Genomic DNA, 25,928 nt, shown 5'->3' on the forward strand with positions numbered 1-25,928 from the left:
CGGCGGAGCCTTGCCGGGCGATCCTGTTCCATCTGGACCGTATATTCGAAACCCTGTAGGTTGGGGGCATGGACAGCCACGCTTCTGACGACGCGGCCCCGGTCGCCATCGACCCCGAGGCCATGCGCGCCGCCGCCGACGAGGCGAGCGAGTTCCTCAAGTCATTGGGCAACCGCCATCGGCTGCTGATCCTGTGCCAGCTGGTGCAGGGGGAAAAATCGGTGGGACAGCTGGCCGAGTTCCTGCAGGTGCGCGATTCGACGGTCTCGCAGCACCTGTCGCTGCTGCGGCGCGAACGCATCGTGGCGGGGCGCCGCGACGGGCAGACGATCTGGTACCGGATCGAAAGTGACGCCGCTCGGCAGATGATGGAGGTGCTTTACGGCAATTTCTGCGCCGCGGGCTGATCCTCGGCGCATGGCTCCACCGCGGCGCGCAGCGCGCAATCCGCCGCGTGCTGGGACAGGAACACCCGCCCGGTCAGGTGGTCCAGGAAATCACTGCGCTGCAGGCGGTCCATCACCGGCCCCTTTACCTCGGACAGGTGAAAGCGGATGCCGGCGTCGGCCAGGCGGCGGTTGATCTCCTGCAGGCTTTCCAGGGCGCTGGCGTCGATGTCGTTGATGGCGGGGCACATCAGCACCACGTGGCGCAGGCCCGGACGCTCGGCCACCAGCTCGGCGATGCGGTCCTCGAGGAAGCGGGCATTGGCGAAATACAGGCTTTCATCGACGCGCAGGGACAGGATTTCCGGGTGGGTGATGACCTCGTGCCGGTCGATGTTGCGGTAATGCTCGGTCCCCGGCACCTGCCCAACAATGGCGGAATGGGGACGGCTGCTGCGCCACAGATGCAGCCCCAGCGACAACGCCACGCCGGTGGTCACCCCCTGCTCGACCCCGACCGCCAGCGTCACCAGGATCGTGCCCAGCATCGCCGCGAAATCGGGGCGCGAATAGCGCCAGGTCCGCGCGATGGCGGGGAAATCGACCAGCGACAGCACCGCCAGGATGATGGTGGCGGCCAGCGTCGCCTGTGGCAAGTGCGACAGCAGCGGCGTCAGGAACAGCGCCGCCAGCGCGATGCCCAGCGCGGTGAACACCCCCGCCGCCTGCGTCCGCGCGCCCGCGTCGAAGTTCACCACCGAGCGCGCGAAGCCCCCCGTCACCGGATAGCCCGACGACACCGCAGCGGCGAGATTGGCCGCGCCCAGCCCGATCAGTTCCTGATCCGGGACGATCCGTTCGCGCCGCCGCGCGGCCAGCGTCTGCGCCACCGACACCGATTCGACGAAACCGACGATCGAGATCAGGAACGCCGCCGGCGCCAGCGCCGCGACCAGCTCGGGCGACAGATCCGGCAGCCGCGGCACCGGCAGGCCGCTGGGGATCTCCCCCACCAGCGCCACGCCGCGGGCGCCAAGGTCCAGCGCCCGGGCGATCAGGATGGTGGCGGCAATCGCCAGGATCGGGGCCGCGCGCGCGATCATGTCGGCGGACCGCGCGTTCAACCCGGCGGCGATCAGCCAGCGCTTGGCGCTGCGGCGCGCCAGATACAGGAACCCAAGCGCCCCCGCCCCCACCGCCAGCGTCCACGGGTTCACCTGCCCCAGCTGCCGCGCCAGCCCGGCAAGGATCGCGGGCAGCGTCGCGCCGCCGCCCGGCACGCCCAGGATATGGCGCAGCTGCCCGGCCGCGATCAGCAGCCCCGAGGCGGTGATGAACCCCGAAATCACCGGATGGCTGAGGAAATTGGCCAGGAACCCCAGCCGCAGCAGCCCCATGGCGACCAGCATCACCCCCGACAGCGCCGCCAGCGTCACCGCCGCTGTCACCGCATCCGCGATGCCCGCCGCCACCACCGGCGCCACGGCCGAGGCGGTCATCAGCGACACTACCGCCACCGGCCCGACCGCCAGCGTCCGCGACGACCCGAACAGCGCGAACGCCACCAGCGGCAGCACCGAGGCGTAAAGCCCCGTCTCGGGCGGCAGCCCCGCCAGCATGGCATAGGCCAGGCTTTGCGGGATCAGCATGATCGTGACGATGACCGCCGCCAGCAGATCGGCCGACAGGGTGCCGGCATCGTAACCCCGCCCCCAGCCGAGGATGGGCATCCAGCGCTCGAGTCGTTTCACGGGTCCGCTCCTTGGAAAACCCCGCGCGGGGCCCTAGGCGGCGCGGGGGCAGATGGCCGGCGAGGGGTGCTCAGACGCCCTGGCGGCCGGGGGCGGCGGACAGGTCCTGCCGCTTGAGGATGCGGGCCAGCAGGATGCCCGTGACCATGGCGGCGACGAACACCACCGGCTCGAATCGCATCAGCCCCAGCGCGGGGATGACACCGCCCGGGCAGAACCCCGAGATGCCCCAGCCGACGCCGAAGACGGCCGAGCCCAGCACCAGCCCCGGGTCGATGTCGCGCCTTGCCGGCAGGTGGAAGCGCCCGCCCAGCAGCGGGCCGGGCCGTTTCAGCACCAGCCGGTATCCGGCAAAGGTCACCGCCAGCGCGCCGCCCATCACGAAGATCAGCGACGGGTCCCAGCTTCCGGCGAGGTCGAAGAAGTTCAGTACCTTGGCCGGGTTCGCCATGCCCGACAGCGCGATGCCGGCACCGAACACCAGTCCAATCAGCAGGGCAGAGATCACCACCAATTCAGAACCCTCCGATCAGGTGGCGGATGACGAACACCGTCGCGAAGGACGCCAGCATGAAGGTCACGGTAGCGACCAGCGAACGCGGCGACAGCCGGGCGTTGCCGCAGATCCCGTGCCCCGAGGTGCAGCCGGCGCCATAGACGACGCCGACCCCGACCAGCAGCCCGCTGACCACCGTCCACACCATCGGCACCGGCGATTCGAACGAGATCGCGACGCCGCCCGCCCGGATCATCAGCGCCGGCGCGGCGATGGCGCCCAGCAGGAACGCCGCGCGCCAGCCCCAGTCCCCGGCGACCGGCAGCAGCCCGCCCAGAATCCCGGTCATGCCGGCGATGCGGCCGTGCAGCGCCATCAGCGCCACCGCCGCAACGCCGATCAGCGCACCCCCCAGCAAGGACAGCAGCGGGGTGAAGTCGGTCATTTCCGCCCCTCGATGGTGCAGATGCCCAGCAGCTTCCACACCGGGCAAAAGCGGATCGCGGCGGTGCCGATCAGCACCAGCCCGACGATCACCGATACCCAGGTCCATGCGGTGGTGAAGCTGAACAGGAACGGCAGCAGCACCAGCACCACGCCGGCGATCAGCCGGGCGATCCGTTCGGCATTTCCAATATTCGCCTGCATTTCCAGTCTCCTTTCCCCGGTCGCTTTCCTAGTCCCAAGCCGCTTCGAGCAGGTCGAGCGGAATTTTCAAGTAACGCCGCCCGTTGGATTCGGGTTCGGGCAGTCGCCCGGCATTGGTGTTGATCTGCAGCGCGTGCAGGATCAGCTTGGGCATCGGCAGGGTCTTGTCGCGCGCCTCGCGGGCGGCGACGAAATCGGCCTCGGTCAGGTATTTCGACATGTGGCAGTTGCTGGCCTTCTGCTCGGCCACGGTGGATTCCCACTTCGGCGCGCGCCCGCCCTGGCAATAGTCGTGGCCGGTGAAGATGCGGGTCTCGTCCGGCAGGGCGAGGATGTCCTGGATCGACCGCCACAGCACATGCGCATCGCCGCCGGGGAAATCGGCGCGGGCGGTGCCGCTGTCGGGCATGAACAGCGTGTCATGCACGAAGGCCGCGTCGCCGATCACATAGGTGATCGAGGCGAGCGTATGGCCGGGCGACAGCATCACCCGCGCGGGGATGTTGCCGACGCTGAAGCTCTCGCCCTCGGCGAACAGCCTGTCCCATTGCGAGCCGTCGGCGGGGAAGTCGGGCCAGTTGTAGAACCCTTTCCACAGCTTCTGCACCTCGACCACCTTTTCGCCGATGGCGGTCGGCGCGCCCGTCTTGCGCTTGAGGTAATCGGCGGCGGTGAAATGGTCGGCATGGGGGTGGGTGTCGAGGATCCACTGCACCTCATAGCCCTTGTCGGCGATGAACTTCAGGATGCGGTCGGCCTGAATCGTCGCGGTCGCGCCGGATTTCTCGTCATAGTCCAGCACCGGGTCGATGATGGCGCATTTTCCGGTCGCCGGGTCGGCCACGACATATTGCACCGAGCCGGTGCGCTTTTCGTAAAACCCGGTCACTTCAGGGGCTTGGGTCATCGGGGTCTGCTCCTGCGGTTCCTGTCCGTGTCTGTCCGACGCCGCTGCCGGGCGCGCGCCGCGTTCATTCAATAATGCGAATATTTGCATCCTTCAAGGGCAATGGCGCAGGCGACAGCAGATCCGCCCCGCCCCGCGCGATGCGGGCGGGTTTGCCCTGGACCAGGGCCGCCGCGGCGTTCAGCCCGGCGGGGCCTGCCCGGTCCACGCCGCGGCGCGGGGCGGCGACAGGTGCAGCAGATCGACCGCCCGCGCGGCGATCTGGTCGGTGATCTCGGCCACGCTTTGCGGGCGCAGGTAGAAGGCCGGGACCGGCGGCATCACCACCGCCCCCATTTCCGTCACCGCCGTCATGTTGCGAAGATGCGCCAGCGTCAGCGGCGCCTCGCGCGCCAGCAGCACCAGCGGCCGGCGTTCCTTCAGGTGCACGCTGGCGGCGCGGATCAGCAGGTTGTCGTCCAGCCCGTGGGCGATGGCGGCAAGGCTGCGCATCGAACAGGGGGCGACGATCATCCCCCGCGTCGGGAACGACCCCGAGGCGAGCGTGGCCCCCACATCCCCCGCCGGGTGCACGTGATCGACCAGCGCCGCCAGCTCATCAAGCGCGCCCGGCCCCATTTCCTCGCGCAGGGTGCGCTTGCCCATCGGGGACACCACCAGTTCGACCGCCGCGCCCGCGGCCCGCAGATGCCGCGCGCAGGCCAGCGCCAGTGTGGCGCCGGAGGCCCCCGACAGCCCCAGCACCACCGTCACCGGATCATCCCCGGCCGGGGCAAGGCCGGGCGGGTGCGGCGCGGCGCACCCCCCTGCCCCGCGGCGTCCTGCGCGGCCATTCCGGCCCGGGTAAGGATGTCGGCGGCCGCCGCCTCATGCGCGGGGTCCAGCCGCATCACCCGCCCCCATTCGCGCGAGGCCTCCGGCCCGATCTTGGTGGTGGCGTCGATCCCCAGCTTGCCCGCCAGCCCCTCCAGCGGCGAGGCGAAGTCCAGGTAATCCATCGGCGTGCGGTCCAGCACCACCAGGTCGCGGCCGGGGTCCATGCGGGTGGACAGCGCCCAGGCGATGTCGTCCCAATTGCGCGCGTCGATGTCGGAATCGACCACGATCAGCAGCTTGGTATAGCTGAACTGCGCCAGCATCCCCCAGACCGCCATCATCACCCGCCGCGCCTGCCCCGGATAGCGCTTGTCGATGGCGATCACCCCGATGCGATAGGAACAGGCGGCGGGCGGCAGCCACAGGTCGCGGATTTCCGGGATCTGCTGGCGGATCACCGGCAGGGCAAGGTCGTTGAACACCTCGCCGATGACCGAGGGCTCGTCCGGCGGACGGCCGGTGACGGTGGACAGATACAGCGGATCCTCGCGCCCGGTCACGGCCGAGACACGCATCACCGGAAACGGCTCGACGGCGTTGTAATAGCCGGTGTGGTCGCCGAACGGCCCCTCGGGCGCTGTCTCTCCGGGGTGGATCCAGCCCTCGATCACCATCTCGGCGCGGGCGGGGACCAGCAGCGGCACGGTGCGCGCGGGCACAAGTTCGGTCCGCGCACCGCGCAGGACGCCGGAAAACGTCATTTCGGACACGGTTTCCGGCAAGGGCAGCGCCGCGGCCAGCAGCGTCGCCGGATCGGCGCCCAGCACGACCGCCACCGGCATCGGCGCGCCGGCGCGTTCCCAGCTGCGGGCATGGGCCGCGCCGCCGCGATGCGCCAGCCAGCGCATGATCAGCCGGTCCGGCCCCAGCACCTGCGCGCGATAGACGCCCAGGTTATAACGCCCCACATCCTGCGCGGCGCTGTCATGGGGCCGCGTCACCACCACCGGCCAGGTGATCAGCGGCCCGCCATCCTCGGGCCAGGGCACCTGCACCGGCAGCGCCGTCAGGTCGGGGCGCTCGTCCACCCGCGCCTGCACCGGCCCGGCGCGCAGGACCCGCGCCCGGGTGGACAGCGCCGCCTTGAGCATCGGCCAGCGCGACAGCCCGTCGCGCATCCCCTCGGGCGGGGTCGGGTTGCGCAATTCGGCCAGGAAAGCGCCGAACTCGGGCACCTGATCCAGCGTCAGCCCCATGCCGGCGGCCACCCGCGCCGGAGTCGCGAACAAATTGCTGACAACCGGCATTCCGGCGGGCCGCCCGTCGCCCAGCGTGGCTGCGTCAAATCGAAGCACCGGCCCGCCTGCGCGCAGCGCCGCCAGCTGCACCGCGGTCATTTCATGGCGCACCGACACCGGCTCGGAAATCGGCAAAAGCTGTCCCTGCTGGCGATTCCACTCAAGAAACGCGCGCAGATCGGCAAAGGGGGGCAGGGTTCTCACAGCTTTGCATCCGGTCGTGGCTCGTCCCCGGCTAGCACCGTTCCGCCTTTGGCGGCTTGGCTTAGATCAAGCACCCCCTGCCCGCGACGTTATAGCCTGCACCGGACTGGAAAGGACCGACATGACCCTTGATGGAACCGAGCTGCCGCGCTGTCCGCGCGCCATTGCGCTGGCCATGCGTCCGCTGCCGCTGCCGGTGCTGGGCGTGGCGCTGACGCAATTCGCGCGCCGGGTGACCGACAGCCACCCCGGGCTGCTGCGCCGGCTGGGCCCCTATGCCCAGCGCACGGTGCTGATCGACCCGACCGACCTGCCCTTTGCCTTCTGGCTGGACCCCGAGGCCGGACCCCGCATCAGCGCCCACCGCCGCCACCGCGCGCCTGCGGCCGACGCCCGCATCGCCGGGCCGGTCGCGGCGCTGATCGGGATGCTGCACGGGCGTTTCGACGGCGACGCGCTGTTCTTTTCGCGCGACCTGACCATCGAGGGCGATACCGAGGCCGTGCTGGCCCTGCGCAATGCGCTGGATGACGCCGAACTGGACCTGTCCGAGGAACTGATCCGCCTGTCCGGCCCGGCGGGCGCGCTGCTGCGGCGGCTCTTGGCCGGGGTCGAGCGGGTCAGCGGCCTGCCCCTGCATCGCGACGACCGGAACGGAGGCTTCGCATGATGGAACTCGTCTGCCCCGCGGGCACCCCCGCCTCGCTGCGCGCCGCGGTCGATGCCGGTGCCCATGCGGTCTACTGCGGCTTCAACGACGAAACCAACGCCCGCAACTTTCCGGGGCTGAACTTTTCCCCCGAGGAACTGGCCGAGGGCATCGCCTATGCCCATGACCGCGGCGCCAAGGTGCTGGTGGCGCTGAACACCTTCCCCCGCGCGGGGGGCGAGGTGCTGTGGCACCGGGCGCTGGCCAATGCGGAAAGCGCCGGCGCCGATGCGGTGATCCTGGCCGATCTGGGCTTGCTCGACTACGCCGCCACCCATCACCCCAACCTGCGCCGGCACCTGTCGGTGCAGGCCGCCGCCGCCAACCCCGACGCGATCAATTTCTATGCCGCCACCTTCGGGGTGCGCCGGGTGGTGCTGCCGCGGGTGCTGACCGTGGACGAGATCCGCGCCATCAACCGCGAGATCGACGTGGAAACCGAGGTTTTCGTGTTCGGCGGCCTCTGCGTCATGGCCGAGGGGCGCTGTTCGCTGTCGTCCTACGCCACCGGGCGCTCGCCCAACATGAACGGGGTGTGCTCGCCCGCCAGCCACGTGGTCTATTCGGAAGAAACCGACGGGCTGCGCGCGCGGCTGGGCGATTTCACCATCCACCGCACGCCCAAGGGCCAGCCCGCCCCCTATCCGACGCTGTGCAAGGGCTGCTTCACCTCGGGCGAGCAGACCGGCCATGTGTTCGAGGATCCGGTCAGCCTGGACGCCACCCAGCTGATCCCGGCGCTGGCGAAAGCGGGCGTCACCGCGCTGAAGATCGAGGGCCGCCAGCGGTCGCGCGCCTATGTGGCCGAGGTGGTGCGCAGCTTCCGCGCCGCGGTCGAGGCGCAGGCGGCCGGCCTGCCCCTGCCGCAGGGTGCGCTGGCGCGGCTGGCCGAGGGTCAGGCCGGCACCACCGGCGCCTATGCCAAGACCTGGAGGTAAGGCGATGGACCTGACGATCGGACCCAACCAGTTCTTCTGGTCCGCCGAGACCGTGCGCGATTTCTACGCCCGCATGGCGCAGGCCCCGGCCGCCCGCGTGGTGCTGGGCGAGCTGGTCTGTTCCAAGCGCCTGCCCTTCTGGGAAAACGAGATCCCCGTCGCCATCGAGGCCCTGCAGGCCGCCGGCAAGCAGGTCGCCCTGACCACGCTGGCGCTGATCACCCTGAAACGCGAGCGCAAGCTGACCGCCGAGCTGATCGAGCTTGGCCTGCCGGTCGAGATCAACGACCTGTCGGCCCTGCAGCTGCTGCCCGAGGGGCGCGAGTTCTGGGCCGGGCCGCTGGTCAATGTCTACAACACCGGCACGGTGCAGTTCCTGGCCCGCCGCGGCGCCACCCGCATCTGCCTGCCGCCCGAGCTGCCGCTGGAATCGGTGGCGGTGCTGGCGCAGGCGGGGCGCGACTGCGGCGTGGCGGTCGAGGTCTGGGGCCACGGCCGCCTGCCGCTGGCGGTGTCGGGGCGCTGCTACCACGCAAGGCTGCACGACCGCGCCAAGGACAGCTGCCAGTTCGTCTGCGGCGAGGACCCCGACGGCCGCGACGTGGAGACCCTGGACGGAGAGCCGTTCCTGGCGGTGAACGGGATCCAGACGCTCAGCCAGTCCACCGCCACCGCCGCCTGGCACATCGAGGCCCTGCGCGAGGCCGGGGTCTCGTCCCTGCGCCTGTCCCCACAAAGCCGCGATTTCCCCGAGGTGGTGGCGGGCTACGCCGCCCTGATCGCCGGCCAGACCACCCCGGCCGCCCTGGCCGACACCCTGCGCGACTCCGCCCCCCTTGGGCGGCTGTCGAACGGCTTCCTGACCGGCCCCTGCGGCGCGGATTTCAGCGAGACCGCCTGAGGCGAAAGGCGTCGGGACATGCCGAAGAAGGCATAGGGGCAGCTACCGCACGGTGGAAAGGACCATCGCACACCACCCGCCGGTCAGCCGGCGGGTGGGAAGGCCGCGCCCCCGGCGATCTGACCCCGGCCCGACTGGAACGGCGACGCAAGCACCCGCACGCGAAACCTCCGCGCTGCTGGCGACGCCCCGCCCTTGGCGCCGATCAGAACCGCCAGGTCGCGCCGATCACCGGGCCCTGCATCCGCGTGTCGAAAACATGGCCGTCGTGGTCGTAATCCACATCCAGCACCCGATAGCCGAACGAGATCGAGGCGCTGTCGGTGACGATGTAATTCGCCGTCGACAGCACCGACCAGGTCAGGTCGGATCCCGCGCTGAAGCCGCCGATATCCGCCTGCGCCTGAAGGGACCAGTCCTTGTTGATCCGGGCAAAGCCGCGCAGGCCCACCAGCGGGTCGAACCAGTCAAAGCTTTCCTTGGCGGTCCGGGTCTGGCCAGCCGCGCTTGCCGTCAGCTCGTTCGAGATATGCCAGTAGCGCACGCCCCCCAGCCCATCCAGCGTCAGCCCGGGTGCGTCGTACAGGCGATAGCCCGCCTGCAGGGTCAGCATGAGCTGCTTGCTGTCCACCTCGCCGCGGACCGGCACCTCCAGCGGCGGCAGCACGGGCAGGACACTCGTCCTGACGTCGGTCGTATTCACGAACATCAGGTCGCCCGAAAACACGAACCTGTCCTTGCGCGCCCAGATATTCAGGAAACCGCCAAGCTCCAGCTCCTCCATCACGTCCGAAAAGCCTTTCTCGATCCCGATGGTCGGGCCGCGCCGGAACGGCGACACCTGCCCCTTGATCCCCGTGGCCCAGAGATAGGGCGAAACCTGAACCACCTGGTCGGGGCCGTCGGTTTGGGCAGCGGTCTGCCCGGCAAGGGCGGCCTGCGCGACGACCAGCGCCAGAATGGACAGACTCGCAGTTTTCATGACGTCCTCTTGCAGTCAAATCAGGCGCTTGCTCCAGCGACATCCTACCGGCATAGTGACCTTGTTCAATCGGATTGTTCGGCTGCAAGCTCAGACCGCCTGCCAGCATCGCCTGCAGAACCCATGGACTCCTCCTACAATTCACTTGTGAAAGAGCCCCGAATGTTGTCACAGCGCCCCCTGCCCGCCCTGTTCGCAATGACGCTGCTGTGCGGCAGCCTTGTTGCCGCCAGTGTCGCCGACGCCTGCACAAGGCTGGTTTATCTGGGCGAGAACGGACAGGTCGTCACCGCCCGCTCGATGGACTGGAAGCTGGACGTGGGCACCAACCTCTGGGTATTGCCCCGCGGCATCGCCCGTAACGGCGAGGCCGGGCCGAACTCGGCCGAGTGGACGGCGAAATACGGCAGCGTGGTCGCCACCGGCTATGACGTCGCCACCACCGACGGCATGAACGAGGCCGGCCTGGTCGCCAACGTCCTGTGGCTGGTCGAGTCGGAATACCCCGAATACGACGGTACCACCCCGGGCCTGTCGATCTCGCTCTGGGCGCAATACGTGCTGGACAACTTCGCAACGGTGGAAGAGGCGGTGACCGCGCTTGCGGCCGAGCCCTTTACCCTGGTGACCGACAGCGTCCCGGGCGAAGAGCGGCTGGCGACGCTGCATCTGTCGATTTCCGACGCCACTGGCGACAGCGCCATCGTCGAATACATCGGCGGCAAGCAGGTGATCCACCACAGCCGCGATTACCAGGTGATGACCAACTCTCCGACCTTCGAAGAGCAGCTGGCCCTGAACGAATACTGGAAGCAGATCGGCGGCACGGTGATGCTTCCGGGCACGAACCGCGCCGCGGACCGCTTTGCCCGTGCCTCATTCTACGTCAATGCGATCCCCAAGACCGACAACGCGGCCGAAACGCTTGCCAGCGTCTTCGGGGTGATCCGCAACACTTCGGTGCCGTACGGGATCACCACCCTGGACCAGCCCAATATCTCGTCGACCCGCTGGCGCACGGTCGCGGATCACAAGCGCAAGCTGTATTTCTTTGAATCCGCGCTGGCGCCGAACGTCTTCTGGGTCGACCTGAACGGGCTGGATTTCTCGCAAGGCGCCAAGGTCATGAAGCTGGACCTGGGCCCGAACCAGAGCAACAGCTTTGCGGGCATGGCGAATGACGCGTTCAAGGAGGCCGAACCATTCCAGTTCCTTGGCCTGTAGGCGCGGGAAAATACTGATGCCGGGTCCGCGCGGCAACCGCGCGGACCCGGCGATCATCCGGCCCAGCGGCTGAGCGCACGAGGCGGCTGCCGGACGGATCGGCGGGCGCGGGCCTAGGAAAAAGGCCCCGGAACAAACGGAAGCCGAATCGTGAAAGTGGGAAACAGTGTGGGAAACAAGGGAGAGCGGAGAACGGCGCTATCAGATGATCAGCCGGAAAACGCTCACCATCCCAAGGGGATGGTGTGGTGCCCGGAGGCGGATTCGAACCACCGACACGCGGATTTTCAATCCGCTGCTCTACCAACTGAGCTATCCGGGCCCAAGGGGGCGCCTTGTGTGGCAACCCGTGGGTGGGGCGTTCCTAGACAAGCCGGGCGCGGCTGTCCAGAGCCAAAATCACCTGTCGTCCTCGTCGGGGTCGCGGGGCTCGGGGAAGGCGGCGTCGTGGGTGCCCCCGGCGGGTTCGCCGGGGATGCGATAGTCGCCGCGCAGCCAGCGCGCCAGGTCCAGATCCGCGCAGCGGCGCGAGCAGAACGGACGGTACTCCTCGGCCGGCGGCTTGCCGCAGATCGGGCAGCTCACGGCTCATCCTCCACCATCGCGGCCTCGGCCAGCGCGACGGCGGCCAGCGGCACCCGGTCGCGCTTGCGGTTCAGCTCATAAAGCCCCATCGCGGTCCAGCCGACCAGCGTCGCCTCGGCCCCGTCAGCCTTGAAGGCGGCGCGCAGCACCTGTTCCAGCGTGCCACGGTCGCGCTTGGGCATGGGGGCGAAGTCGATCACCACCTGCCCGCCAAAGCCGCGCAGCCGCAGCTGCCGCGGCAGGTCGCGGGCCAGCGCGATATTGGCCTTGAGCGCCGCGGCGGGCGAGGTGTCGCGGCCGGTGTTCACGTCCACCGCAACCAGCGCGCGGGTGGCCTCGATTACCGCGAAACCGCCGCCGGGCAGGTCCAGTTCCGGGTCGAGCAGCCGGTCGATCACCGCGCCGACGCCATGGGCGTCAAAGGCGCCCTCGCCCTGGTCCACGTCGTCGGGGGGCGGGTCGGCCCAGTCGATCCACGCCGCGCGCCAGGGCAGCTCGGCATCGACCAGCAGTTCGGGGCGGCCCTGCGCGTCGCCCATCACGGCGATGGCCAGCGACACCAGGCCCTCTGCCTCGTCGGCGATCACATCGTCCTCGGCCAGGGCGGCGGCGCTGCGCATGACCAGCCCCAGATCCTCTGGCGCGTCCTCAAGCGCGGCCTGTCCCAGCGCCACCAGCCGGGTGCGGGTGTCCTCGTCGCGGATGCGGCGCGACACGTTGACGCCGGGGGCGCCGGGCGTGGCGATCACCGTCTGGCCGCGGAACAGCACCCGCTGGCTGACCGGAATCGCCTTGCCGTCCTCGGCCGCGCCGGTGACCTGCACGATCAGCGACTGCCCCTCGGACAAGCCGTGGGCGCCGCGCAGGAAGCCGCGCTCGCCCTCGGGCAGGCGTACGAAGACCCCGCCCTGCCCCTTGACCAGCCGGTCCACCACCGCGCGGCAGATCGCGCCCGGCGGCAGCGTGGTCAGCGCCGACAGGTCGAACAGCAGGTCCTCGACCCGCCCATCGACCATCAGCGCCGCAGCCTCGCGGCCCCAATACCGGCCCAGAACGATCTGGCGTCCCTTCATGTGCCGCTTTCCCCTGTTCCATGCGGCGCGCGAATCCCGAACGATTCCAGCAGCACCGCGGTTTCCGCCAGCGGCAGCCCGACCACCGCGGTGAACGAGCCCTGCATCCACGGCGCAAAAGCCGCGGCGCGCCCCTGGATCCCATAGCCGCCCGCCTTGCCGCGCCATTCGCCGCTGGCGACATAGGCGGCGATCTCGGCGGCGGACAGCGGGCGGAAACGCAGCGTGGTTTCCACCAGCCGGTGGCGGGCGCGCGCGCCCGACTGCACGGTGACGGCGGTCAGCACGCGGTGGCGCCGTCCCGACAGCAGGCGCAGGAATGCCGCGGCCTCGGCCCCGTCTTCGGGTTTGCCAAGGATGCGGCGGCCCGCGACCACCGTGGTGTCGGCGGCCAGCACCACGCCCGGTTCCGCCAATGCCACGCAGGCGGCCTTTTCGGCCGCCATCCGCGCCACATAGGCGCGCGGGGTTTCATCCTTGCGGGGGGTCTCGTCGATGTCGGCGGGGCTGATCGCATCGGGGGCGATGCCGATCTGCGCCAGAAGCTCCAGGCGGCGCGGGCTGGCCGAGGCCAGCACCAGCCGCGGCCCGTCAGTCAAGGCGCCCTCACTTGAAGCGGTAATTGATCCGCCCCTTCGTCAGGTCATAGGTGTTCATCTCGACCTGCACGCGGTCACCGGCCAGCACCCGGATGCGGTTCTTGCGCATCTTGCCTGCCATATGCGCGATGATCTCATGGCCGTTTTCGAGCTCGACCCGGAACGTCGCGTTGGGCAGCAGCTCCTTAACAACGCCTGGGAACTCGAGCATCTCTTCCTTGGCCATGTTCTCTCCTGTCAAAGTCCGCCCGGCGCGGACCGCTGCCATATGCCGCCAAATGCCGCGGTTTTCAAGGGGGCACGCCACGCTCACGGCCGGACACAAGCGGGTGGCCCGGGCATCTTGGGGTGGAACGCATGGGCGGTTCGGTGGTTCACTTCCGGCAAGCCTCCGTTGCGGGGGCAAAGCGTGCGCGGCCGCATCCGCCGCGTCCCATGGTCCACGCCATGGTCCAGGATTGTATCGGAGCCGGAATGACCCGAAAATTTCTTCGCAACACCACCTCTGTCGCATTGTGCATCGGCGTGGCGCTGCCGCAGATCGCGGCCGCGCAGCCGATGGATGACGGCAGGATCATCCTTGCCGCCGCCGACGAGGTGGCGCAGGCCGGGGCCGAGGTGATCCTGGTCCCGCCGCCCGAGGAACAGACCGAGGCACAGGCCGAGGACGAGACAGCGCCGGAGGCCGAGCCCGCGGCCGAGCCGGAACCGGCGGCCGAGCCGGAACCGGAGGCCGCGCCGGCGGCTGAGGCTGCGCCCGAGCCGGAGGCTGCGCCGGCGGCGGAACCCGCCGCCGAAGCGCCCGCGGCCGAGGCCACGACCGAGACTGCCGCCGAGCCTGCGGCGGAACCTGCCTCTGAAACCGCCGCGGAGCCCGAGGCAGCAGCCGGCTCTGCCGCGACCGAGGCGCCTGCGGCCGAGGCCGACCCGGATGCAGAGGCGCTGGCCCGCACCCTTGCCGAGCAAGAGGAAGCGGCCGCGGCTGCCGATGCGGATAGCGGGACGGAAGCCGCCGCGACCGGCGCCGGGGAAACCCCGCCACAACCTCCGGTCGCCGCCCCGGCAGAACCGCAGGACACCGAGGCCACGGACGCCACCGCGGCGCCTGCGGATGACGCGGCCACGGCCGGAACCGGCACTGGCGACGCGGAGGAATCGACCGCGGCGGATACGGCGACGGGCACGGACGCCACCACCGCGACGACAACGGATGCCGGGACCGAAACGGACGCCACAACCGACGCGACCGCGGACACCACCAGCACCACGGACGCCACCACGGACGCCGGCGCAACCACCGCGGCGCCGGGGGATGGCCTTCCCACCACCGAGGACGTTGAGGCCGCGCTGGCCGAGGTGGTCGAGGTGCCCGAAGTCGAGGCCCCCACCACCGACGCCGCGCGCGAGGCGGCCGCCGCCGACACCGCCCCGGATGCGGCGGCGCTGGCCGATGCGCCCCCCGTCGCCACCACCGACACGCAGACGGTGACCGAGGAAACCTCGCGCAGCGCGACCGAGGATTTCCTGACCGACCTCAGCGGCATCGTCCGCGACAGCGGCGTGGCGACCACGACCGGCGCCGCAGCGACCGCCGCCGCCACGCAAGAGGCCGATGACGACGACGACCGCAGCAACCTGGAAAAGACCCTGCGTCAGGCGGTGCTGCCGGCGCTGGCCGGGCTGGTGGTCGGGCAGATGCTGTCGAACAACCGCCAGGTCTCGCTGAACACCGGCGACCGGGTGGTGGTGACGCGCCCCGACGGCAGCCAGGAGATCATCAAGGACGACAATGCGCTGCTGCTGCGCCCCGGCTCGACCGTGCAGACGCAGGAATATGCCGACGGCTCGACCCGCACCATCGTCACCCGCGACGACGGCAGCCAGGTGGTGACGATCCGCGACGCCAACCTGCGGGTGCTGCGCCGCTCGCTGGTGCGGGCGGACGGCACCACAGTCGATCTGCTGGACGACACCGTGGCGGTGCAGCCGGTGGACGTGGCGGCGCTGCCGCCGCCGGCGCGGCCGATCACCCTCGCCCCCGGCCAGCAGATGTCCGAGGAGGCGCTGCGCGAGGCGCTGCGGCGTGAAACCCAGGTCAACCGCAGCTTCACCCTGGGCCAGATCCGCAACATCCCCGAGGTGCGGGCGCTGGTCGCGCCGGTGGACATCCAGGCGATCACCTTTGACACCGGCTCGGCCGCGATCAAGTCGGACCAGGCGCAGGCGCTGTCGGCGCTGGGGCGGGTGATCGCGGAATCGATCCGGCAGAACCCGCGCGAGATCTATCTGATCGAGGGCCACACCGACACGGTGGGCGCCGACGCGATGAACCTGGCACTGTCGGACCGCCGCGCGGAATCGGTGGCGCTGGCGCTGACCCAGTTCTTCGGCGTGCCGCCGGAAAACATGGTGGTGCAGGGCTATGGCGAGCAGTTCCTGAAAGTGCCGCGCGAGGGCGACATCCGCGAAAACCGCCGCGCCTCGGTGCGTCGGATCACGGATCTGCTGGCGCGGAACTGAGTGCGCTTGGGAAAGCGGGGGCTCTGCCCCCGCACCCCCGGGGTATTTTCACCAGAAAGAAGCAGCGAGGGGGTCGGGGGTTTCCCGGCCCTTTAGCCATCAGGGGCGGCGTTCCCAGACGGTCTGGAAAGCCTGGTCTGCGGCCAGCGCCGCGGCGGCGCGGCCGAGGTCGAAGCCGGGCAACGCCGCGAAGGCGTCGGCGAGATTGGCAGCACCGGCGGCCTGCACCGGGATCAGCAGCGCCTCGCCCGTGCGGCTGCGCAACCGCCAATGCGCCTGCCCGTCCAGCCGCAGCAGGCGGATCTGGTCAAGGTCGCGCAGGGCGATTTCCCCGCCCAGGGCGCGGGCACCGAAATAGCGGATCGCGCCCTCTTCGATCTCGACCAGCCCCGGGGCGGCGATCTCGGCCGCAAAGCGCCGCCGGCGCCAGGCGCCCAGGGCCCACAGCGCCGCGGCCAGCATCACCCCGGCCCCCAGCGGCCGGAACAGCAGCCCGCCCAGTGATAACAGCCAGCCGCCCGCCGCAAAGGTCAGCGCCGCCGCCGCCAGCTCGCGCCACGGGCGCAGCCGGGCGGCAAGCGCGGGGCGGATGAAGGGACGGGTCACAGAGGCCGGCTCATGTCGCGGTGGGGGATGCCGGCGTCGTCGTAGATCGGGCCATAGGCGGTGAAGCCCAGCTTTTCGTAGAACCCCAGCGCATGGGTCTGGGCGCCCAGCCGGGCGGTGGTGACGCCGCGGGCGCGCAGCTCATCCAGCGCCGCGCGCATCAGGGCGGCGCCCGCGCCGGTGCCGCGGCAGTCGGACAGGATCGCGACGCGGCCGATCTTGCCCTCGGCCCCGTCGATCAGCAGCCGGGCGGTGCCGACCGGGTGGCCGTCGAGCGTCGCCAGCAGATGCACGGCGGTGGCGTCGGCGGCGTCGCATTCCAGATCCTCGGGGACGGATTGCTCCTCGACGAACACCTTGCGGCGGATCGCCAGGCAGGCGGCGAAATCGGTGGTGACGACAATTTTCATGCGAAATACCGGGTCAGGATGGTCTGGTAGATGGATTTCAACTGGTGGATCTGCGCCACCGGCACCCGTTCATCCACCTGATGCATGAAGGCGCCGACCAGTCCGAATTCGACCACCGGGCAGTGGTCCTTGATGAAGCGGGCGTCCGACGTGCCGCCCGAGGTCGACAGCACCGGGGTGCGCCCGGTCTGTTCCGCCACCACGCCGGCGACCAGATCGACGAAGGGACCGGGCTGGGTCAGAAACGATTCGCCGCTGATGTCGATGTCGAGATCGAAGCGCACGCCGCTGTCCGCCTGCGCGGCCGCCGCGCGCTCGCGCAGCATGGCGGACAGGCTTTCGCCCGTGTGCAGGTCGTTGAAGCGGATGTTCAGCGTCGCGCTGGCCCGTGAAGGAATCACGTTCGTGGCCGGGTTGCCGCAGTCGATGGTCGTCACCTGCAGCCCCGAGGGGTCGAAATGCGCGGTCCCCTGATCCAGCGGCTGCGCCGCCAGCCCGTCGAGCAGCCCGATCAGCGCATGCAGCGGGTTCAGCGCCCGGTGCGGATAGGCGACATGACCCTGCTTGCCGTGGGCGGTGATCCGCGCGGTCAGGCTGCCGCGGCGGCCGATCTTGATCATCTCGCCCATATGCTCGGGGTTCGAGGGCTCGCCGACGATGCAGACCCCCATCCGCTCGCCTGCCTCGCGCATCCAGTCGAGGATGGCGGTGGTGCCGTCGCGGGCGGGGCCTTCCTCGTCGCCGGTGATGGTCAGGATCACCGCGCCATCGGGCGGGGTTTCGGTGACGAAGTCGATGGCGGCGGCGACAAAGGCCGCGACGCCGGATTTCATGTCGGTGGCGCCCCGGCCCCAGAGCACCCCGTCCAGCAGCGCGCCGGAAAACGGCGGCTGCATCCAAGCGGTGGGGTCGCCGGGCGGCACCACGTCGACATGGCCGTTGAAGCCGAAACTGCGGGTAGCGCCCCTTGCCCCCCAGCGCGCGAACAGGTTGGGGGTGCCATTGCGATCCACGCGGGTGCAGGTGAAGCCCGCCGGTTCCAGTAGCGCGGTCAGCAGGTCCAGCGTGCCGGCATCGTCGGGGGTCACCGAGGGGCAGCGGATCAGGCGGGCGGTCAGTTCGGCAGGGTCGGTCATGGCGGTCTCGAATCCACGGGAGGCAGGGGCGGACTGTGCCAGAACGGCAGTGGGCCGCAAGCCGAAGGGCAAGCGCGGTGGCGCAGTCGAAGCGGGGGCCTGCCCCCGCACCCCCGGGATATTTGAGTCACGATGAAAGAGCCGAAGGAGGGCGCGCAATGAAACTGCGCCGTGGCGCATGGTCGCGCAGCATAGTTGCGCTGCAACTGCGAAAGGTCTAAGCCCGGGGCAGTGCCTCGATCCCCGGGAATCCCATCATGCTTGACACTCGCGACCCAGCCCTGACCGCCGAAGCCGCAGGCGCCATCCTGCCCGAGCTTGACGCGCTGCTTGCCCGCGCGACCGAGGCGCTGCGGGCGCGGGTCGGCGGCGGCAAGATCGATTCGGCCGCGCTGGAGGACGACCAGCACGCGGCACACGCGCTGTCCTGGCTGGCGACTTATGTCGAATCGCTGCGGCAGCTGTCGGCCTGGGCCGAGCGGCTGGGCCCCGCCTTCGGCGAGGTCGAGGCGCTGATCCTGCAGATCGGGTTCGGCGAATACCTGACCCAGATTGCCGGCGGCATCCCGATGAGCCAGACCGAGTTCGCCCGGCTGTCCGATCTGGGCGTGGACTGGCAGCCCTCGGACGCCGCCCGCGCCGCGATGGGCGGCAACACCCCCGCCGCCCGCCGCCGGCTGGCCGCGCTGATGCAGGACAACCACGGCCGCGCCACCCTGGGCGTCACCGGGCTGGACGAGGATCTGGAGATGATCCGCGACCAGTTCCGCCGCTATGCCGACGAGCGGGTGATCCCCGAGGCGCACGGCTGGCACCTGCGCGACGAGCTGATCCCGATGGAGATCATTTCCGAACTGGCCGAGCTGGGCGTGTTCGGCCTGACCATCCCCGAGGAGTTCGGGGGCCTCGGGCTCTCGAAAGCCTCGATGGTGGTGGTCAGCGAAGAACTGTCGCGCGGCTATATCGGCGTGGGTTCCCTTGGCACCCGCAGCGAGATCGCGGCCGAGCTGATCCTGGTCGGCGGCACCCCGGAACAAAAGGCGCAGTGGCTGCCCAAGATCGCCAGCGGCGAGATCCTGCCCACGGCGGTATTCACCGAACCCAACACCGGCTCGGACCTGGGCTCGCTGCGCACTCGCGCCGTGCGCACCGACGAGGGGTGGGAGATCACCGGCAACAAGACCTGGATCACCCATGCCGCGCGCACCCATGTGATGACGCTGCTGGCCCGCACCGACCCCGACACCACCGACTGGCGCGGGCTGTCGATGTTCCTGGCCGAAAAGACCCCCGGCACCGACGAAGACCCCTTCCCCACCCCGGGCATGACCGGCGGCGAGATCGAGGTACTGGGCTATCGCGGGATGAAGGAATACGAGCTCGGCTTCGACGGCTTCAAGGTCCGGGCCGAGAACCTGCTGGGCGGCCAGCCCGGGCAGGGGTTCAAGCAGCTGATGCAGACCTTTGAATCCGCCCGCATCCAGACCGCGGCGCGGGCGATCGGCGTGGCGCAGGCCGCGCTGGAGCTGGGGCTGCAATACGCGCTGGACCGCAAGCAGTTCGGCAAGCCCCTGATCGCCTTTCCGCGCGTCGCCGACAAGCTGGCGCTGACCGCGGTCGAGATCATGATCGCGCGGCAGCTGACCTATCACTCGGCCTGGCAGAAGGACCACGACAAGCGCTGCGATCTGGAAGCCGGGATGGCCAAGCTGCTGGGCGCCCGCGTCGCCTGGGCCGCGGCCGACAACGCGCTGCAGATCCACGGCGGCAACGGCTTTGCGCTGGAATACGCGATCAGCCGGGTGCTGTGCGACGCGCGCATCCTCAACATCTTCGAGGGCGCGGCCGAAATCCAGGCGCAGGTGATCGCGCGCCGGCTGCTGGGCTGAGGCGCGAGCCCCCTGCCCGGGGGCGTTGCGCGAAAGGCACGGGCGCTGCACCGCCGCCCGTGCTCACACGTCGGTGCATGGACTTTGAGCGGCAGCGGTGGCAGTCGATGCCGATGATCGCAACCGAATATTTTTCAGGGAGGCATCCCTTCATGACGTCCGCTTTCCGCGCCGCCGCCGCTGCTGCCGCCCTTGCCGGACTGGCCGCCTGCGCGCCCACCCAACCGGGGCTGCCCCACGACGGCACCGGCTTTGAAGGCGGCGTGCCCTTTGGCACCTACACCATCGTCGGCTTTGGCCAGGAAGCCGTGCCGACCCGCGACGGGCATGTGCGGCTGACGCCGGGCCAGATCACCGGCCAGGGCCCGTGCAACAGCTTCACCGCGATCAACACCCTGCCGCTGCCGCAGATCCACGTCTCGCAGATGAACTGGACCGACAACCCCTGCGGCCACAAGGGCTTCGAGGCGCGGTTCTTCGAGGCGCTGACCCAGGCGTCCGAGGCCGAATGGACCGGCGGCGTGCTCAAGCTCAAGAGCCCGCTGGGCTGGATGACGCTGGAGCGTTCGGGGAACTGATCCCCCCGCGGTGACCTCAGCGGGCCGCCTGGACGGCCCGCGCCCGCGCCTCGGGCGGCGGGAAGATGCGGTCATAGGCCCAGTTATAGGCATAGCCGTAGACCACATAGAACACCGCGATCGCGGCATCGAACAGGAACGCCTGCCACAGCGTCAGCCCCAAGACCCAGGCGACGAAGGGCAGCAGGATCACCAGCAGCCCGGCCTCGAACAGCAGCGCGTGGAGGGCGCGGATGCGGTGGGTCTTGATGATGCTGCCGCGCCACCGCAGTATGGCGCGGTCAAAGATCAGGTTGAAGACGAAGTTCCAGCCGGTCGCGATCAGCGAGGACACCACCCCCACCACCCCCAGCGCCGCGGGGTCGAAGCCGGTCAGGATCGCGCCGCCGCCGATCAGGAAGATCAGCCCGAACAGCTCGAACAGGATGGCGTGGCGGATACGGTCAAGGGTGTTGCGCATCAGGGGCTCCGTTGTCTGCGGGCCGCCCCGGATGCTGCCCCGATCTGGGTGAAGGTCGTCCTTCAGCCTCCGGATATAGGCCCGCCGCCCGGTTCGGGCAAGGCCAGCACCGCACCGGGGTTCATGATCCCCAGCGGGTCCAGCGCCGCCTTGATCGCCCGCATCGCGGCCAGCCGCGCCGGGTCGCCCCAGCGCGCCAGATCCGCGGCCTTGAGCCGCCCGACCCCGTGCTCGGCGGAAAACGAGCCGCCGCGGGCGACGACCATCTCGTGCACCGCCTCTTGCACGCGCGGGCGCAGGGCGGCGTATTCGGCGCGGTCGCGGCCCGGGGCGGGAAAGACGTTGTAATGCAGGTTGCCGTCGCCCAGATGGCCGAAGCAGTTCACCCGCATGTCCCCCATCGCCGCCAGCATCGCCCCGGCATCAGCGATGAAGCGCGGGATTTCCGACAGCGGCAGGCTGATGTCGTGTGAGGAAATCGCTCCGATCCGGCGGTTCGCCACCGGCAGATGCTCGCGCAGCGACCAGAACTCGCCCGCCTGCGCGCCCGATTGTGCGAGAATCGCGTCGCTGGCCAGCCCCTGCTCCAGCGCGCGGACCAGCAGCGCCTCGGCCATGGCGGCGGGGTCGCAGCCGCGGGGCAGCGACAGCTCCAGCAGCACCGACCACGGCGCGCCGGGCAGGGGCTGGCGGATTTCGGGCAGGGTTTCGGACAGGAATGCCAGCCCCTGCCCTGAGATCAGCTCGAACGCGGTAACGCAACCGGCCATTTCCCCCTGCACCAGCGCCAAGAGCCGCAGCGCCGCCGCCGGGTCGGGCACGGCCAGCATCGCCGTCGCCACCGCTTGCGGCAGCGGCGCCAGCCGCAGGCTGGCCGCGGTGATGATGCCCAGCGTGCCCTCGGCCCCGACCAGCAGGTCGCTGATCGCATAGCCGGTGTTGTCCTTGCGCAGCCGCCGCAGGTCGCGCAGGACCGAGCCGTCGGGCAGCACCGCCTCGACCCCCAGGCACAGCGCCCGCGCATTGCCCCAGCGCAGAACGGCGGTGCCGCCAGCGTTTGTGGACAGGATCCCGCCCAGCTGCGCGGTGCCCTGGCTGGCCAGCGACAGCGGGAACTGGCGGCCAACCGCGCGCGCGGCATCCTGCACCTGCGACAGCGTGGCACCGGAATCGGCGATCAGCACGTCCTCTTCAGGCCAGGCGCCGCGGATGCCCGCCATGCGTTCCAGCGACAGCACCAGCGGCAGCGGCCCCAAGGGCATGACCGAGCCCGCCACCAGCCCGGTGCCGCCCCCGCGCGGCACGATTCCCACCCGCGCCGCCGTGCAGGCCCGCACCACCGCCGCCACCTCCTCGACGGAACGCGGCGCGGCCAGCAGCCCGCCCTGCCCCGCGTGATAGCCACGCGGCTCGTCCAGATGCCGCGGCTCGAGCGGGCGCAGCACCCCTTCGGGCAGCAGCGCGGCCAGTCGATCGTCCGCGGGGTTCAACGCCAAGCCACATGCCTTTCTTCATCACCCAAATATCCCGGGGTCCGGGGCAGCGCCCCGGTCCACAGCGCCACGTGACCGCCCTAACCCGCCCCGGTCCGCCCGCGCCGGTCGTGGCGCAGATTGGAATACAGCACATGATTGCGCCAGCGGCCATTGATCTGCAGATAGGCCTGCGCCACGCCCTCGTACTTGAAGCCGGATTTTTCCAGCACCCCGCGGCTGGCGGCGTTTTCGGGCAGGCAGGCGGCCTCGATCCGCGACAGGTCCATGGGGCCGAAGGCATGGGCGACGACGGCGCCGATCGCTTCGCGCATATAGCCCTGGCGGGCAAAGGGGGCGCCGATCCAGTAGCCCAGCGTGCCGACCTGCGCCGGGCCGCGGCGGATGCCGTCCAGCGTGATCGCCCCCAGCAGCACCCCGTCGCGGCGGATCAGGAACAGCGGCAGCGAGGTGCCGTTGCGGCTGGACCGGGCCGCCCAATAGACCCGGTTGCTGAACGAGCGCCGGGTCAGGTGGTCGGCGTGCCAGATCGGTTCCCACGGGGTCAGGAATGCGCGGCTTTCGGCGCGCAGGCTGGTCCAGGCGGTGAAATCCGCGTGCGCGGGCAGGCGCAGCACCATGCGTTCGGTTTCCAGCCGGGGCGCATGGCGGCGCCAGAACATCACGCCGCCAGCCGCCTTGCCAGATCCTCGCGCGCGGGCGCGGCCTTGACGGGGCCGTAAAGCGCCAACGCCGGGCGGGCGCGCGCGATGATGCGCTGCGCGTGGTCGCGCACATCGGCGGCGGTCACCGCGTCGATGCGGGCCGCAACCTCGGCGGCATCGGGCACACGGCCCCAGATGGTCAGCGCCCGCGCCATGCGCTCGGCCTGCCCCGAGGGGCTTTCCAGCCCCATCAGCAGCCCGGCCTTGAGCTGCGCCTTGGCGCGCGCGACCTCGGATTCCGCCAGATCCTCGGCGGAACGGCGGATCTCGTCGATGGTCAGATGCGACAGCTCGGCCAGCTGCTCGCCCGAGGTGCCGGCGTAGATCGTCACCATGCCGGTGTCGTCGTGGAACCCCGATTGCGCAAAGATCGAATAGCACAGCCCGCGTTCCTCGCGGATCTTCTGGAACAGGCGCGAGGACATGCCGCCCCCCAGCGCCGCGGTCCAGATCTGCGCGGCGTAGAAATCCGGGTCCAGATAGCCCGGCCCCTCGAAGGCCAGCGCGAAATGCGCCTGCTCCAGCCGCTTGACGCGGCGGGCCTCGGCCCCTTGCCAGACCGCACCCTGCCGGGCCACGCCCGCCAGCGCCGGCAGATGGCCGAAGATCTGTTCGGCCTGGCGCACCAGCGCGTCGTGATCGACCGCGCCGGCGGCGGCCACGATCATCTGCCCGGGGCCGTAATGTTCCGCGACAAAGCGCGACAGGTCATCGCGCGAGAACCCGGAAACCCGCTCGGCCGGGCCCAGGATGGTGCGGCCCAGGGGCTGGTCGGGATAGGCGGCCTCTTGCAGCCAGTCGAAGATCACGTCATCGGGCGTGTCAAGCGCCTGCCCGATTTCCTGCAGGATCACCCCGCGCTCGACCTCGATCTCGCGCTGGTCGAAGACCGGGTTCAGCACGATGTCGCCGATCACGTCCAGCGCCAGCGCCACGTCCCCCGACAGCACCCGCGCGTAATAGGCGGTCACGTCGCGCGAGGTATAGGCGTTGATATAGCCGCCCACATCCTCGATTGCCTCGGCGATCTGCAGGGCGCTGCGGCGCGCGGTGCCCTTGAAGGCCATGTGTTCCAGGAAATGCGCAATGCCGTTCTGTTCGGGGCGCTCGTCCCGGCCGCCGGCGTTCACCCAGACGCCGACCGAGGCCGAATGCAGCCCCGGCATGTGGCGCGAGGCGACCCGCAGCCCGTTGGGGAAGGTGGTGATCTGGATATCGCTCAAGCCGTTCTCCGTTCAAGGATCAGGGACTTAAGCGCCGCGTTGTCGTTTTCAACCCGGGACAGCCGCTCGGGCAGGTCGAACAGCCGCGCCATATGCGGCGGCAGGTCCGGGCGCAGGCCCACGGCCTGTTCCACCGCATCGGGGAACTTGGCGGGATGCGCGGTCGCCAGCGTGATCATCGGCACGCCGGGGCGGCGATGTTCGTCCGCGACCTTGATGCCGACGGCGCTGTGCGGGCAGACGACCTGCCCGGTTTCGGCGCGGGTGCGGGCGATGGTGGCCAGCGTTTCGGATTCCGACACCCGGCCGGAGTCGTAGATCTCGCGCAGGTGCTGCAACGCGCCCTGGCTGATGGTGAAACCGCCGGATTTCAGCTCTTCCATCAGCGCCGAGACCGCCGCCCCGTCGCCGCCATAGGCAAAAAACAGCGCGCGTTCAAAGTTCGAGCTGACCTGAATATCCATGCTGGGCGAGATCGAGGGCTCGACCCGGCCGACGCGGTAATCGCCGGTCCGCAGCGCGCGGTCCAGAATGTCGTTCTGGTTGGTCGCGATCACCAGCCGCTCGACCGGCAGCCCCATCGCCCGCGCGATGGAGCCAGCAAAGATGTCGCCGAAATTGCCGGTCGGCACGGTGAAGCTGACCGGGCGATGCGGCGCGCCCAGCGACACGGCGCTGGTGAAGTAATACACCACCTGCGCCAGCACCCGCGCCCAGTTGATCGAGTTCACGCCCGCCAGCCCCACCTGATCGCGGAAGGCGTGGTCGTTGAACAGGTCCTTCAGCCGCGCCTGCGCGTCGTCGAAGGTGCCGTCGATGGCCAGCGCGTGCACATTGGCGTCGTCCGGGGTGGTCATCTGCCGGCGCTGCACCTCGCTGACCCGGCCGTGCGGGTAGAGGATGAACACGTCGACATTGGGCAGGCCGCGGAACGCCTCGATCGCGGCCGAGCCGGTATCGCCCGAGGTCGCGCCCAGGATGGTGATGCGCCGCCCCTCGCGCGACAGCGCGATCTGGAACAGCTGCCCGATCAGCTGCATCGCGAAATCCTTGAAGGCGAGGGTCGGGCCGTGGAACAGCTCCAGCAGGAAATGCCCCGGCGCCAGTTGCACCAGCGGCGCACGGGCGGCGTGGCCGAAGCCCTGATAGGCGCGGCGGATCGCCTCGCGCAGCTCGGCTTCGGAAAAGCTTTCCGCGACGAAGGGCTGGGTGATGCGAAAGGCGGCTTCCTCGAAGCTGACCCCTTCCAGCGCAGCGATCTCGGCGTGGGACAGCTGCGGGATGGTTTCCGGGACATACAGCCCGCCGTCGCGGGCGAGGCCCGTCATCATCGCCTCGGCAAAGGGCAGAACGGGCGCCTGCCCGCGGGTCGAGATATAGCGCATCGCCTTC

Annotated in this window: 28 protein-coding genes and 1 tRNA gene; 8 read left to right on the forward strand and 21 right to left on the reverse strand. The window is 70.0% G+C overall.

What is annotated here, in order from left to right; genetic code table 11:
* Positions 1–68 precede the first annotated feature (68 nt).
* Positions 69–407, forward strand: a complete 339-nt coding sequence (locus BUB57_RS01460) for an ArsR/SmtB family transcription factor (protein WP_073060827.1) — start codon at positions 69–71, stop codon at positions 405–407.
* Here the strand turns inward: BUB57_RS01460 and BUB57_RS01465 are convergent.
* The 7 genes from BUB57_RS01465 to BUB57_RS01495 all read right to left on the reverse strand — a co-directional run bounded on the left by BUB57_RS01465 (position 380) and on the right by BUB57_RS01495 (position 6,506).
* Positions 380–2,116 carry a SulP family inorganic anion transporter gene (locus BUB57_RS01465; protein WP_073060830.1) on the reverse strand — a complete coding sequence of 579 codons (1,737 nt, stop codon included), beginning with the start codon at positions 2,114–2,116 and terminating at the stop codon, positions 380–382. The genes BUB57_RS01460 and BUB57_RS01465 overlap by 28 nt on opposite strands.
* 91 nt (positions 2,117–2,207) lie before the next feature.
* Entirely contained in the window at positions 2,208–2,651 is a 444-nt protein-coding gene (locus BUB57_RS01470) for a DUF6691 family protein (protein ID WP_073060833.1), read from the reverse strand.
* Between the two features lies 1 nt (position 2,652).
* On the reverse strand, positions 2,653–3,078 hold the full coding sequence (locus tag BUB57_RS01475; RefSeq protein ID WP_073060835.1) for a YeeE/YedE family protein: 426 nt from the start codon (positions 3,076–3,078) through the stop codon (positions 2,653–2,655).
* Positions 3,075–3,281, reverse strand: coding sequence for a YgaP family membrane protein (locus tag BUB57_RS01480; RefSeq protein WP_073060840.1), 207 nt, complete (start codon positions 3,279–3,281; stop codon positions 3,075–3,077). The genes BUB57_RS01475 and BUB57_RS01480 overlap by 4 nt, the downstream gene beginning before the upstream one ends.
* Before the next feature lie 28 nt (positions 3,282–3,309).
* Complete coding sequence (locus BUB57_RS01485; protein WP_073062007.1) at positions 3,310–4,188, reverse strand: MBL fold metallo-hydrolase; 879 nt, start codon at positions 4,186–4,188, stop codon at positions 3,310–3,312.
* Between the two features lie 180 nt (positions 4,189–4,368).
* On the reverse strand, positions 4,369–4,941 hold the full coding sequence (locus BUB57_RS01490; protein ID WP_073060844.1) for a UbiX family flavin prenyltransferase: 573 nt from the start codon (positions 4,939–4,941) through the stop codon (positions 4,369–4,371).
* Positions 4,938–6,506 (reverse strand): UbiD family decarboxylase, encoded by a 1,569-nt coding sequence (locus BUB57_RS01495; protein ID WP_084731901.1) that lies wholly within the window; start codon positions 6,504–6,506, stop codon positions 4,938–4,940. Before BUB57_RS01495 ends, BUB57_RS01490 begins: the two co-directional genes overlap by 4 nt.
* A 121-nt stretch (positions 6,507–6,627) precedes the next feature.
* On the opposite strand from BUB57_RS01495, the gene ubiT reads away from it, so the two are divergent.
* Genes ubiT through ubiV form a run of 3 tightly spaced genes read left to right on the forward strand, consistent with a single transcriptional unit; the run spans position 6,628 to position 9,054 of the window.
* Positions 6,628–7,176, forward strand: a complete 549-nt coding sequence (gene ubiT / locus BUB57_RS01500) for a ubiquinone anaerobic biosynthesis accessory factor UbiT (protein ID WP_073060848.1) — start codon at positions 6,628–6,630, stop codon at positions 7,174–7,176.
* Entirely contained in the window at positions 7,176–8,153 is a 978-nt protein-coding gene (gene ubiU / locus BUB57_RS01505) for a ubiquinone anaerobic biosynthesis protein UbiU (RefSeq protein ID WP_073060853.1), read from the forward strand. Before ubiT ends, ubiU begins: the two co-directional genes overlap by 1 nt.
* A 4-nt stretch (positions 8,154–8,157) precedes the next feature.
* Positions 8,158–9,054 (forward strand): ubiquinone anaerobic biosynthesis protein UbiV, encoded by an 897-nt coding sequence (gene ubiV / locus BUB57_RS01510; protein ID WP_073060856.1) that lies wholly within the window; start codon positions 8,158–8,160, stop codon positions 9,052–9,054.
* A gap of 205 nt (positions 9,055–9,259) precedes the next feature.
* On the opposite strand, the gene BUB57_RS01515 is transcribed toward ubiV, so the two are convergent.
* The gene (locus tag BUB57_RS01515) at positions 9,260–10,036 is read right to left on the reverse strand and encodes a hypothetical protein (protein WP_200796389.1); all 777 of its coding nucleotides are present in this window, start codon (positions 10,034–10,036) and stop codon (positions 9,260–9,262) included.
* Positions 10,037–10,198: 162 nt separating this feature from the next.
* On the opposite strand from BUB57_RS01515, the gene BUB57_RS01520 reads away from it, so the two are divergent.
* Positions 10,199–11,260 carry a linear amide C-N hydrolase gene (locus tag BUB57_RS01520; RefSeq protein ID WP_073060859.1) on the forward strand — a complete coding sequence of 354 codons (1,062 nt, stop codon included), beginning with the start codon at positions 10,199–10,201 and terminating at the stop codon, positions 11,258–11,260.
* 246 nt (positions 11,261–11,506) lie between these two features.
* Here the strand turns inward: BUB57_RS01520 and BUB57_RS01525 are convergent.
* The 5 genes from BUB57_RS01525 to infA form a co-directional block, all read right to left on the reverse strand.
* Positions 11,507–11,582, reverse strand: a tRNA-Phe gene (locus BUB57_RS01525).
* A gap of 77 nt (positions 11,583–11,659) precedes the next feature.
* Positions 11,660–11,845, reverse strand: a complete 186-nt coding sequence (locus tag BUB57_RS01530) for a DNA gyrase inhibitor YacG (protein WP_073060862.1) — start codon at positions 11,843–11,845, stop codon at positions 11,660–11,662.
* Positions 11,842–12,918 (reverse strand): ribonuclease E/G, encoded by a 1,077-nt coding sequence (locus BUB57_RS01535; protein WP_073060865.1) that lies wholly within the window; start codon positions 12,916–12,918, stop codon positions 11,842–11,844. The genes BUB57_RS01530 and BUB57_RS01535 overlap by 4 nt, the downstream gene beginning before the upstream one ends.
* Positions 12,915–13,517 carry a Maf family protein gene (locus tag BUB57_RS01540; RefSeq protein ID WP_073060868.1) on the reverse strand — a complete coding sequence of 201 codons (603 nt, stop codon included), beginning with the start codon at positions 13,515–13,517 and terminating at the stop codon, positions 12,915–12,917. Before BUB57_RS01540 ends, BUB57_RS01535 begins: the two co-directional genes overlap by 4 nt.
* 7 nt (positions 13,518–13,524) lie before the next feature.
* Complete coding sequence (gene infA, locus BUB57_RS01545) at positions 13,525–13,743, reverse strand: translation initiation factor IF-1 (protein WP_022707441.1); 219 nt, start codon at positions 13,741–13,743, stop codon at positions 13,525–13,527.
* A gap of 248 nt (positions 13,744–13,991) precedes the next feature.
* Here infA and BUB57_RS17215 point away from each other — a divergent pair, with 248 nt between their 5' ends.
* A complete protein-coding gene (locus BUB57_RS17215) occupies positions 13,992–16,037 on the forward strand; it encodes an OmpA family protein (protein ID WP_073060871.1) in 2,046 nt (681 codons plus the stop codon).
* A gap of 99 nt (positions 16,038–16,136) precedes the next feature.
* On the opposite strand, the gene BUB57_RS01555 is transcribed toward BUB57_RS17215, so the two are convergent.
* From BUB57_RS01555 to dapE, 3 genes are read right to left on the reverse strand one after another with little or no spacing between them, the layout of a single operon-like run.
* The gene (locus BUB57_RS01555) at positions 16,137–16,643 is read right to left on the reverse strand and encodes a hypothetical protein (RefSeq protein ID WP_234951943.1); all 507 of its coding nucleotides are present in this window, start codon (positions 16,641–16,643) and stop codon (positions 16,137–16,139) included.
* On the reverse strand, positions 16,640–17,053 hold the full coding sequence (locus BUB57_RS01560) for a GNAT family N-acetyltransferase (protein WP_073060874.1): 414 nt from the start codon (positions 17,051–17,053) through the stop codon (positions 16,640–16,642). Before BUB57_RS01560 ends, BUB57_RS01555 begins: the two co-directional genes overlap by 4 nt.
* Entirely contained in the window at positions 17,050–18,189 is a 1,140-nt protein-coding gene (gene dapE / locus BUB57_RS01565) for a succinyl-diaminopimelate desuccinylase (RefSeq protein WP_073060877.1), read from the reverse strand. The genes BUB57_RS01560 and dapE overlap by 4 nt, the downstream gene beginning before the upstream one ends.
* A 257-nt stretch (positions 18,190–18,446) precedes the next feature.
* Here dapE and BUB57_RS01570 point away from each other — a divergent pair, with 257 nt between their 5' ends.
* Both BUB57_RS01570 and BUB57_RS01575 read left to right on the forward strand, forming a co-directional pair.
* Positions 18,447–20,078: an acyl-CoA dehydrogenase family protein gene (locus BUB57_RS01570; protein WP_073060880.1), complete on the forward strand. Its 1,632-nt coding sequence runs from the start codon at positions 18,447–18,449 to the stop codon at positions 20,076–20,078.
* Between the two features lie 152 nt (positions 20,079–20,230).
* A complete protein-coding gene (locus BUB57_RS01575) occupies positions 20,231–20,656 on the forward strand; it encodes an META domain-containing protein (RefSeq protein ID WP_159435542.1) in 426 nt (141 codons plus the stop codon).
* 16 nt (positions 20,657–20,672) lie between these two features.
* Here BUB57_RS01575 and BUB57_RS01580 read toward each other — a convergent pair whose 3' ends face one another.
* From BUB57_RS01580 to thrC, 5 genes are all read right to left on the reverse strand, one after another.
* Entirely contained in the window at positions 20,673–21,116 is a 444-nt protein-coding gene (locus BUB57_RS01580) for a PACE efflux transporter (protein WP_073060888.1), read from the reverse strand.
* Between the two features lie 62 nt (positions 21,117–21,178).
* Positions 21,179–22,612 (reverse strand): FAD-binding oxidoreductase, encoded by a 1,434-nt coding sequence (locus tag BUB57_RS01585; RefSeq protein ID WP_073060891.1) that lies wholly within the window; start codon positions 22,610–22,612, stop codon positions 21,179–21,181.
* 77 nt (positions 22,613–22,689) lie between these two features.
* The gene (locus BUB57_RS01590) at positions 22,690–23,271 is read right to left on the reverse strand and encodes a GNAT family N-acetyltransferase (RefSeq protein ID WP_073060894.1); all 582 of its coding nucleotides are present in this window, start codon (positions 23,269–23,271) and stop codon (positions 22,690–22,692) included.
* On the reverse strand, positions 23,271–24,536 hold the full coding sequence (locus tag BUB57_RS01595) for a M16 family metallopeptidase (protein ID WP_073060897.1): 1,266 nt from the start codon (positions 24,534–24,536) through the stop codon (positions 23,271–23,273). The genes BUB57_RS01590 and BUB57_RS01595 overlap by 1 nt, the downstream gene beginning before the upstream one ends.
* Entirely contained in the window at positions 24,533–25,921 is a 1,389-nt protein-coding gene (gene thrC, locus BUB57_RS01600; protein WP_073060899.1) for a threonine synthase, read from the reverse strand. The genes BUB57_RS01595 and thrC overlap by 4 nt, the downstream gene beginning before the upstream one ends.
* Between the last annotated feature and the right edge of the window lie 7 nt (positions 25,922–25,928).

It is taken from the genome of Paracoccus solventivorans (assembly GCF_900142875.1).
Taxonomy (GTDB): Bacteria; Pseudomonadota; Alphaproteobacteria; order Rhodobacterales; family Rhodobacteraceae; genus Paracoccus; species Paracoccus solventivorans.

What these genes read in the sequence shown, in the direction of transcription:
- BUB57_RS17215 (WP_073060871.1), top strand. Translation starts at nt 13,992, where the DNA reads ATGACCCGAAAATTTCTTCGCAACACCACCTCTGTCGCATTGTGCATC.
- BUB57_RS01570 (WP_073060880.1), top strand. Translation starts at nt 18,447, where the DNA reads ATGCTTGACACTCGCGACCCAGCCCTGACCGCCGAAGCCGCAGGCGCC.
- BUB57_RS01590 (WP_073060894.1), bottom strand. Translation starts at nt 23,271, where the DNA reads ATGTTCTGGCGCCGCCATGCGCCCCGGCTGGAAACCGAACGCATGGTG.
- infA (WP_022707441.1), bottom strand. Translation starts at nt 13,743, where the DNA reads ATGGCCAAGGAAGAGATGCTCGAGTTCCCAGGCGTTGTTAAGGAGCTG.
- BUB57_RS01460 (WP_073060827.1), top strand. Translation starts at nt 69, where the DNA reads ATGGACAGCCACGCTTCTGACGACGCGGCCCCGGTCGCCATCGACCCC.
- ubiT (WP_073060848.1), top strand. Translation starts at nt 6,628, where the DNA reads ATGACCCTTGATGGAACCGAGCTGCCGCGCTGTCCGCGCGCCATTGCG.
- thrC (WP_073060899.1), bottom strand. Translation starts at nt 25,921, where the DNA reads ATGCGCTATATCTCGACCCGCGGGCAGGCGCCCGTTCTGCCCTTTGCC.
- BUB57_RS01535 (WP_073060865.1), bottom strand. Translation starts at nt 12,918, where the DNA reads ATGAAGGGACGCCAGATCGTTCTGGGCCGGTATTGGGGCCGCGAGGCT.
- dapE (WP_073060877.1), bottom strand. Translation starts at nt 18,189, where the DNA reads ATGACCGACCCTGCCGAACTGACCGCCCGCCTGATCCGCTGCCCCTCG.
- BUB57_RS01560 (WP_073060874.1), bottom strand. Translation starts at nt 17,053, where the DNA reads ATGAAAATTGTCGTCACCACCGATTTCGCCGCCTGCCTGGCGATCCGC.
- BUB57_RS01485 (WP_073062007.1), bottom strand. Translation starts at nt 4,188, where the DNA reads ATGACCCAAGCCCCTGAAGTGACCGGGTTTTACGAAAAGCGCACCGGC.
- BUB57_RS01515 (WP_200796389.1), bottom strand. Translation starts at nt 10,036, where the DNA reads ATGAAAACTGCGAGTCTGTCCATTCTGGCGCTGGTCGTCGCGCAGGCC.
- BUB57_RS01520 (WP_073060859.1), top strand. Translation starts at nt 10,199, where the DNA reads ATGTTGTCACAGCGCCCCCTGCCCGCCCTGTTCGCAATGACGCTGCTG.
- ubiV (WP_073060856.1), top strand. Translation starts at nt 8,158, where the DNA reads ATGGACCTGACGATCGGACCCAACCAGTTCTTCTGGTCCGCCGAGACC.
- BUB57_RS01475 (WP_073060835.1), bottom strand. Translation starts at nt 3,078, where the DNA reads ATGACCGACTTCACCCCGCTGCTGTCCTTGCTGGGGGGTGCGCTGATC.
- BUB57_RS01480 (WP_073060840.1), bottom strand. Translation starts at nt 3,281, where the DNA reads ATGCAGGCGAATATTGGAAATGCCGAACGGATCGCCCGGCTGATCGCC.
- BUB57_RS01465 (WP_073060830.1), bottom strand. Translation starts at nt 2,116, where the DNA reads ATGCCCATCCTCGGCTGGGGGCGGGGTTACGATGCCGGCACCCTGTCG.
- ubiU (WP_073060853.1), top strand. Translation starts at nt 7,176, where the DNA reads ATGGAACTCGTCTGCCCCGCGGGCACCCCCGCCTCGCTGCGCGCCGCG.
- BUB57_RS01575 (WP_159435542.1), top strand. Translation starts at nt 20,231, where the DNA reads ATGACGTCCGCTTTCCGCGCCGCCGCCGCTGCTGCCGCCCTTGCCGGA.
- BUB57_RS01580 (WP_073060888.1), bottom strand. Translation starts at nt 21,116, where the DNA reads ATGCGCAACACCCTTGACCGTATCCGCCACGCCATCCTGTTCGAGCTG.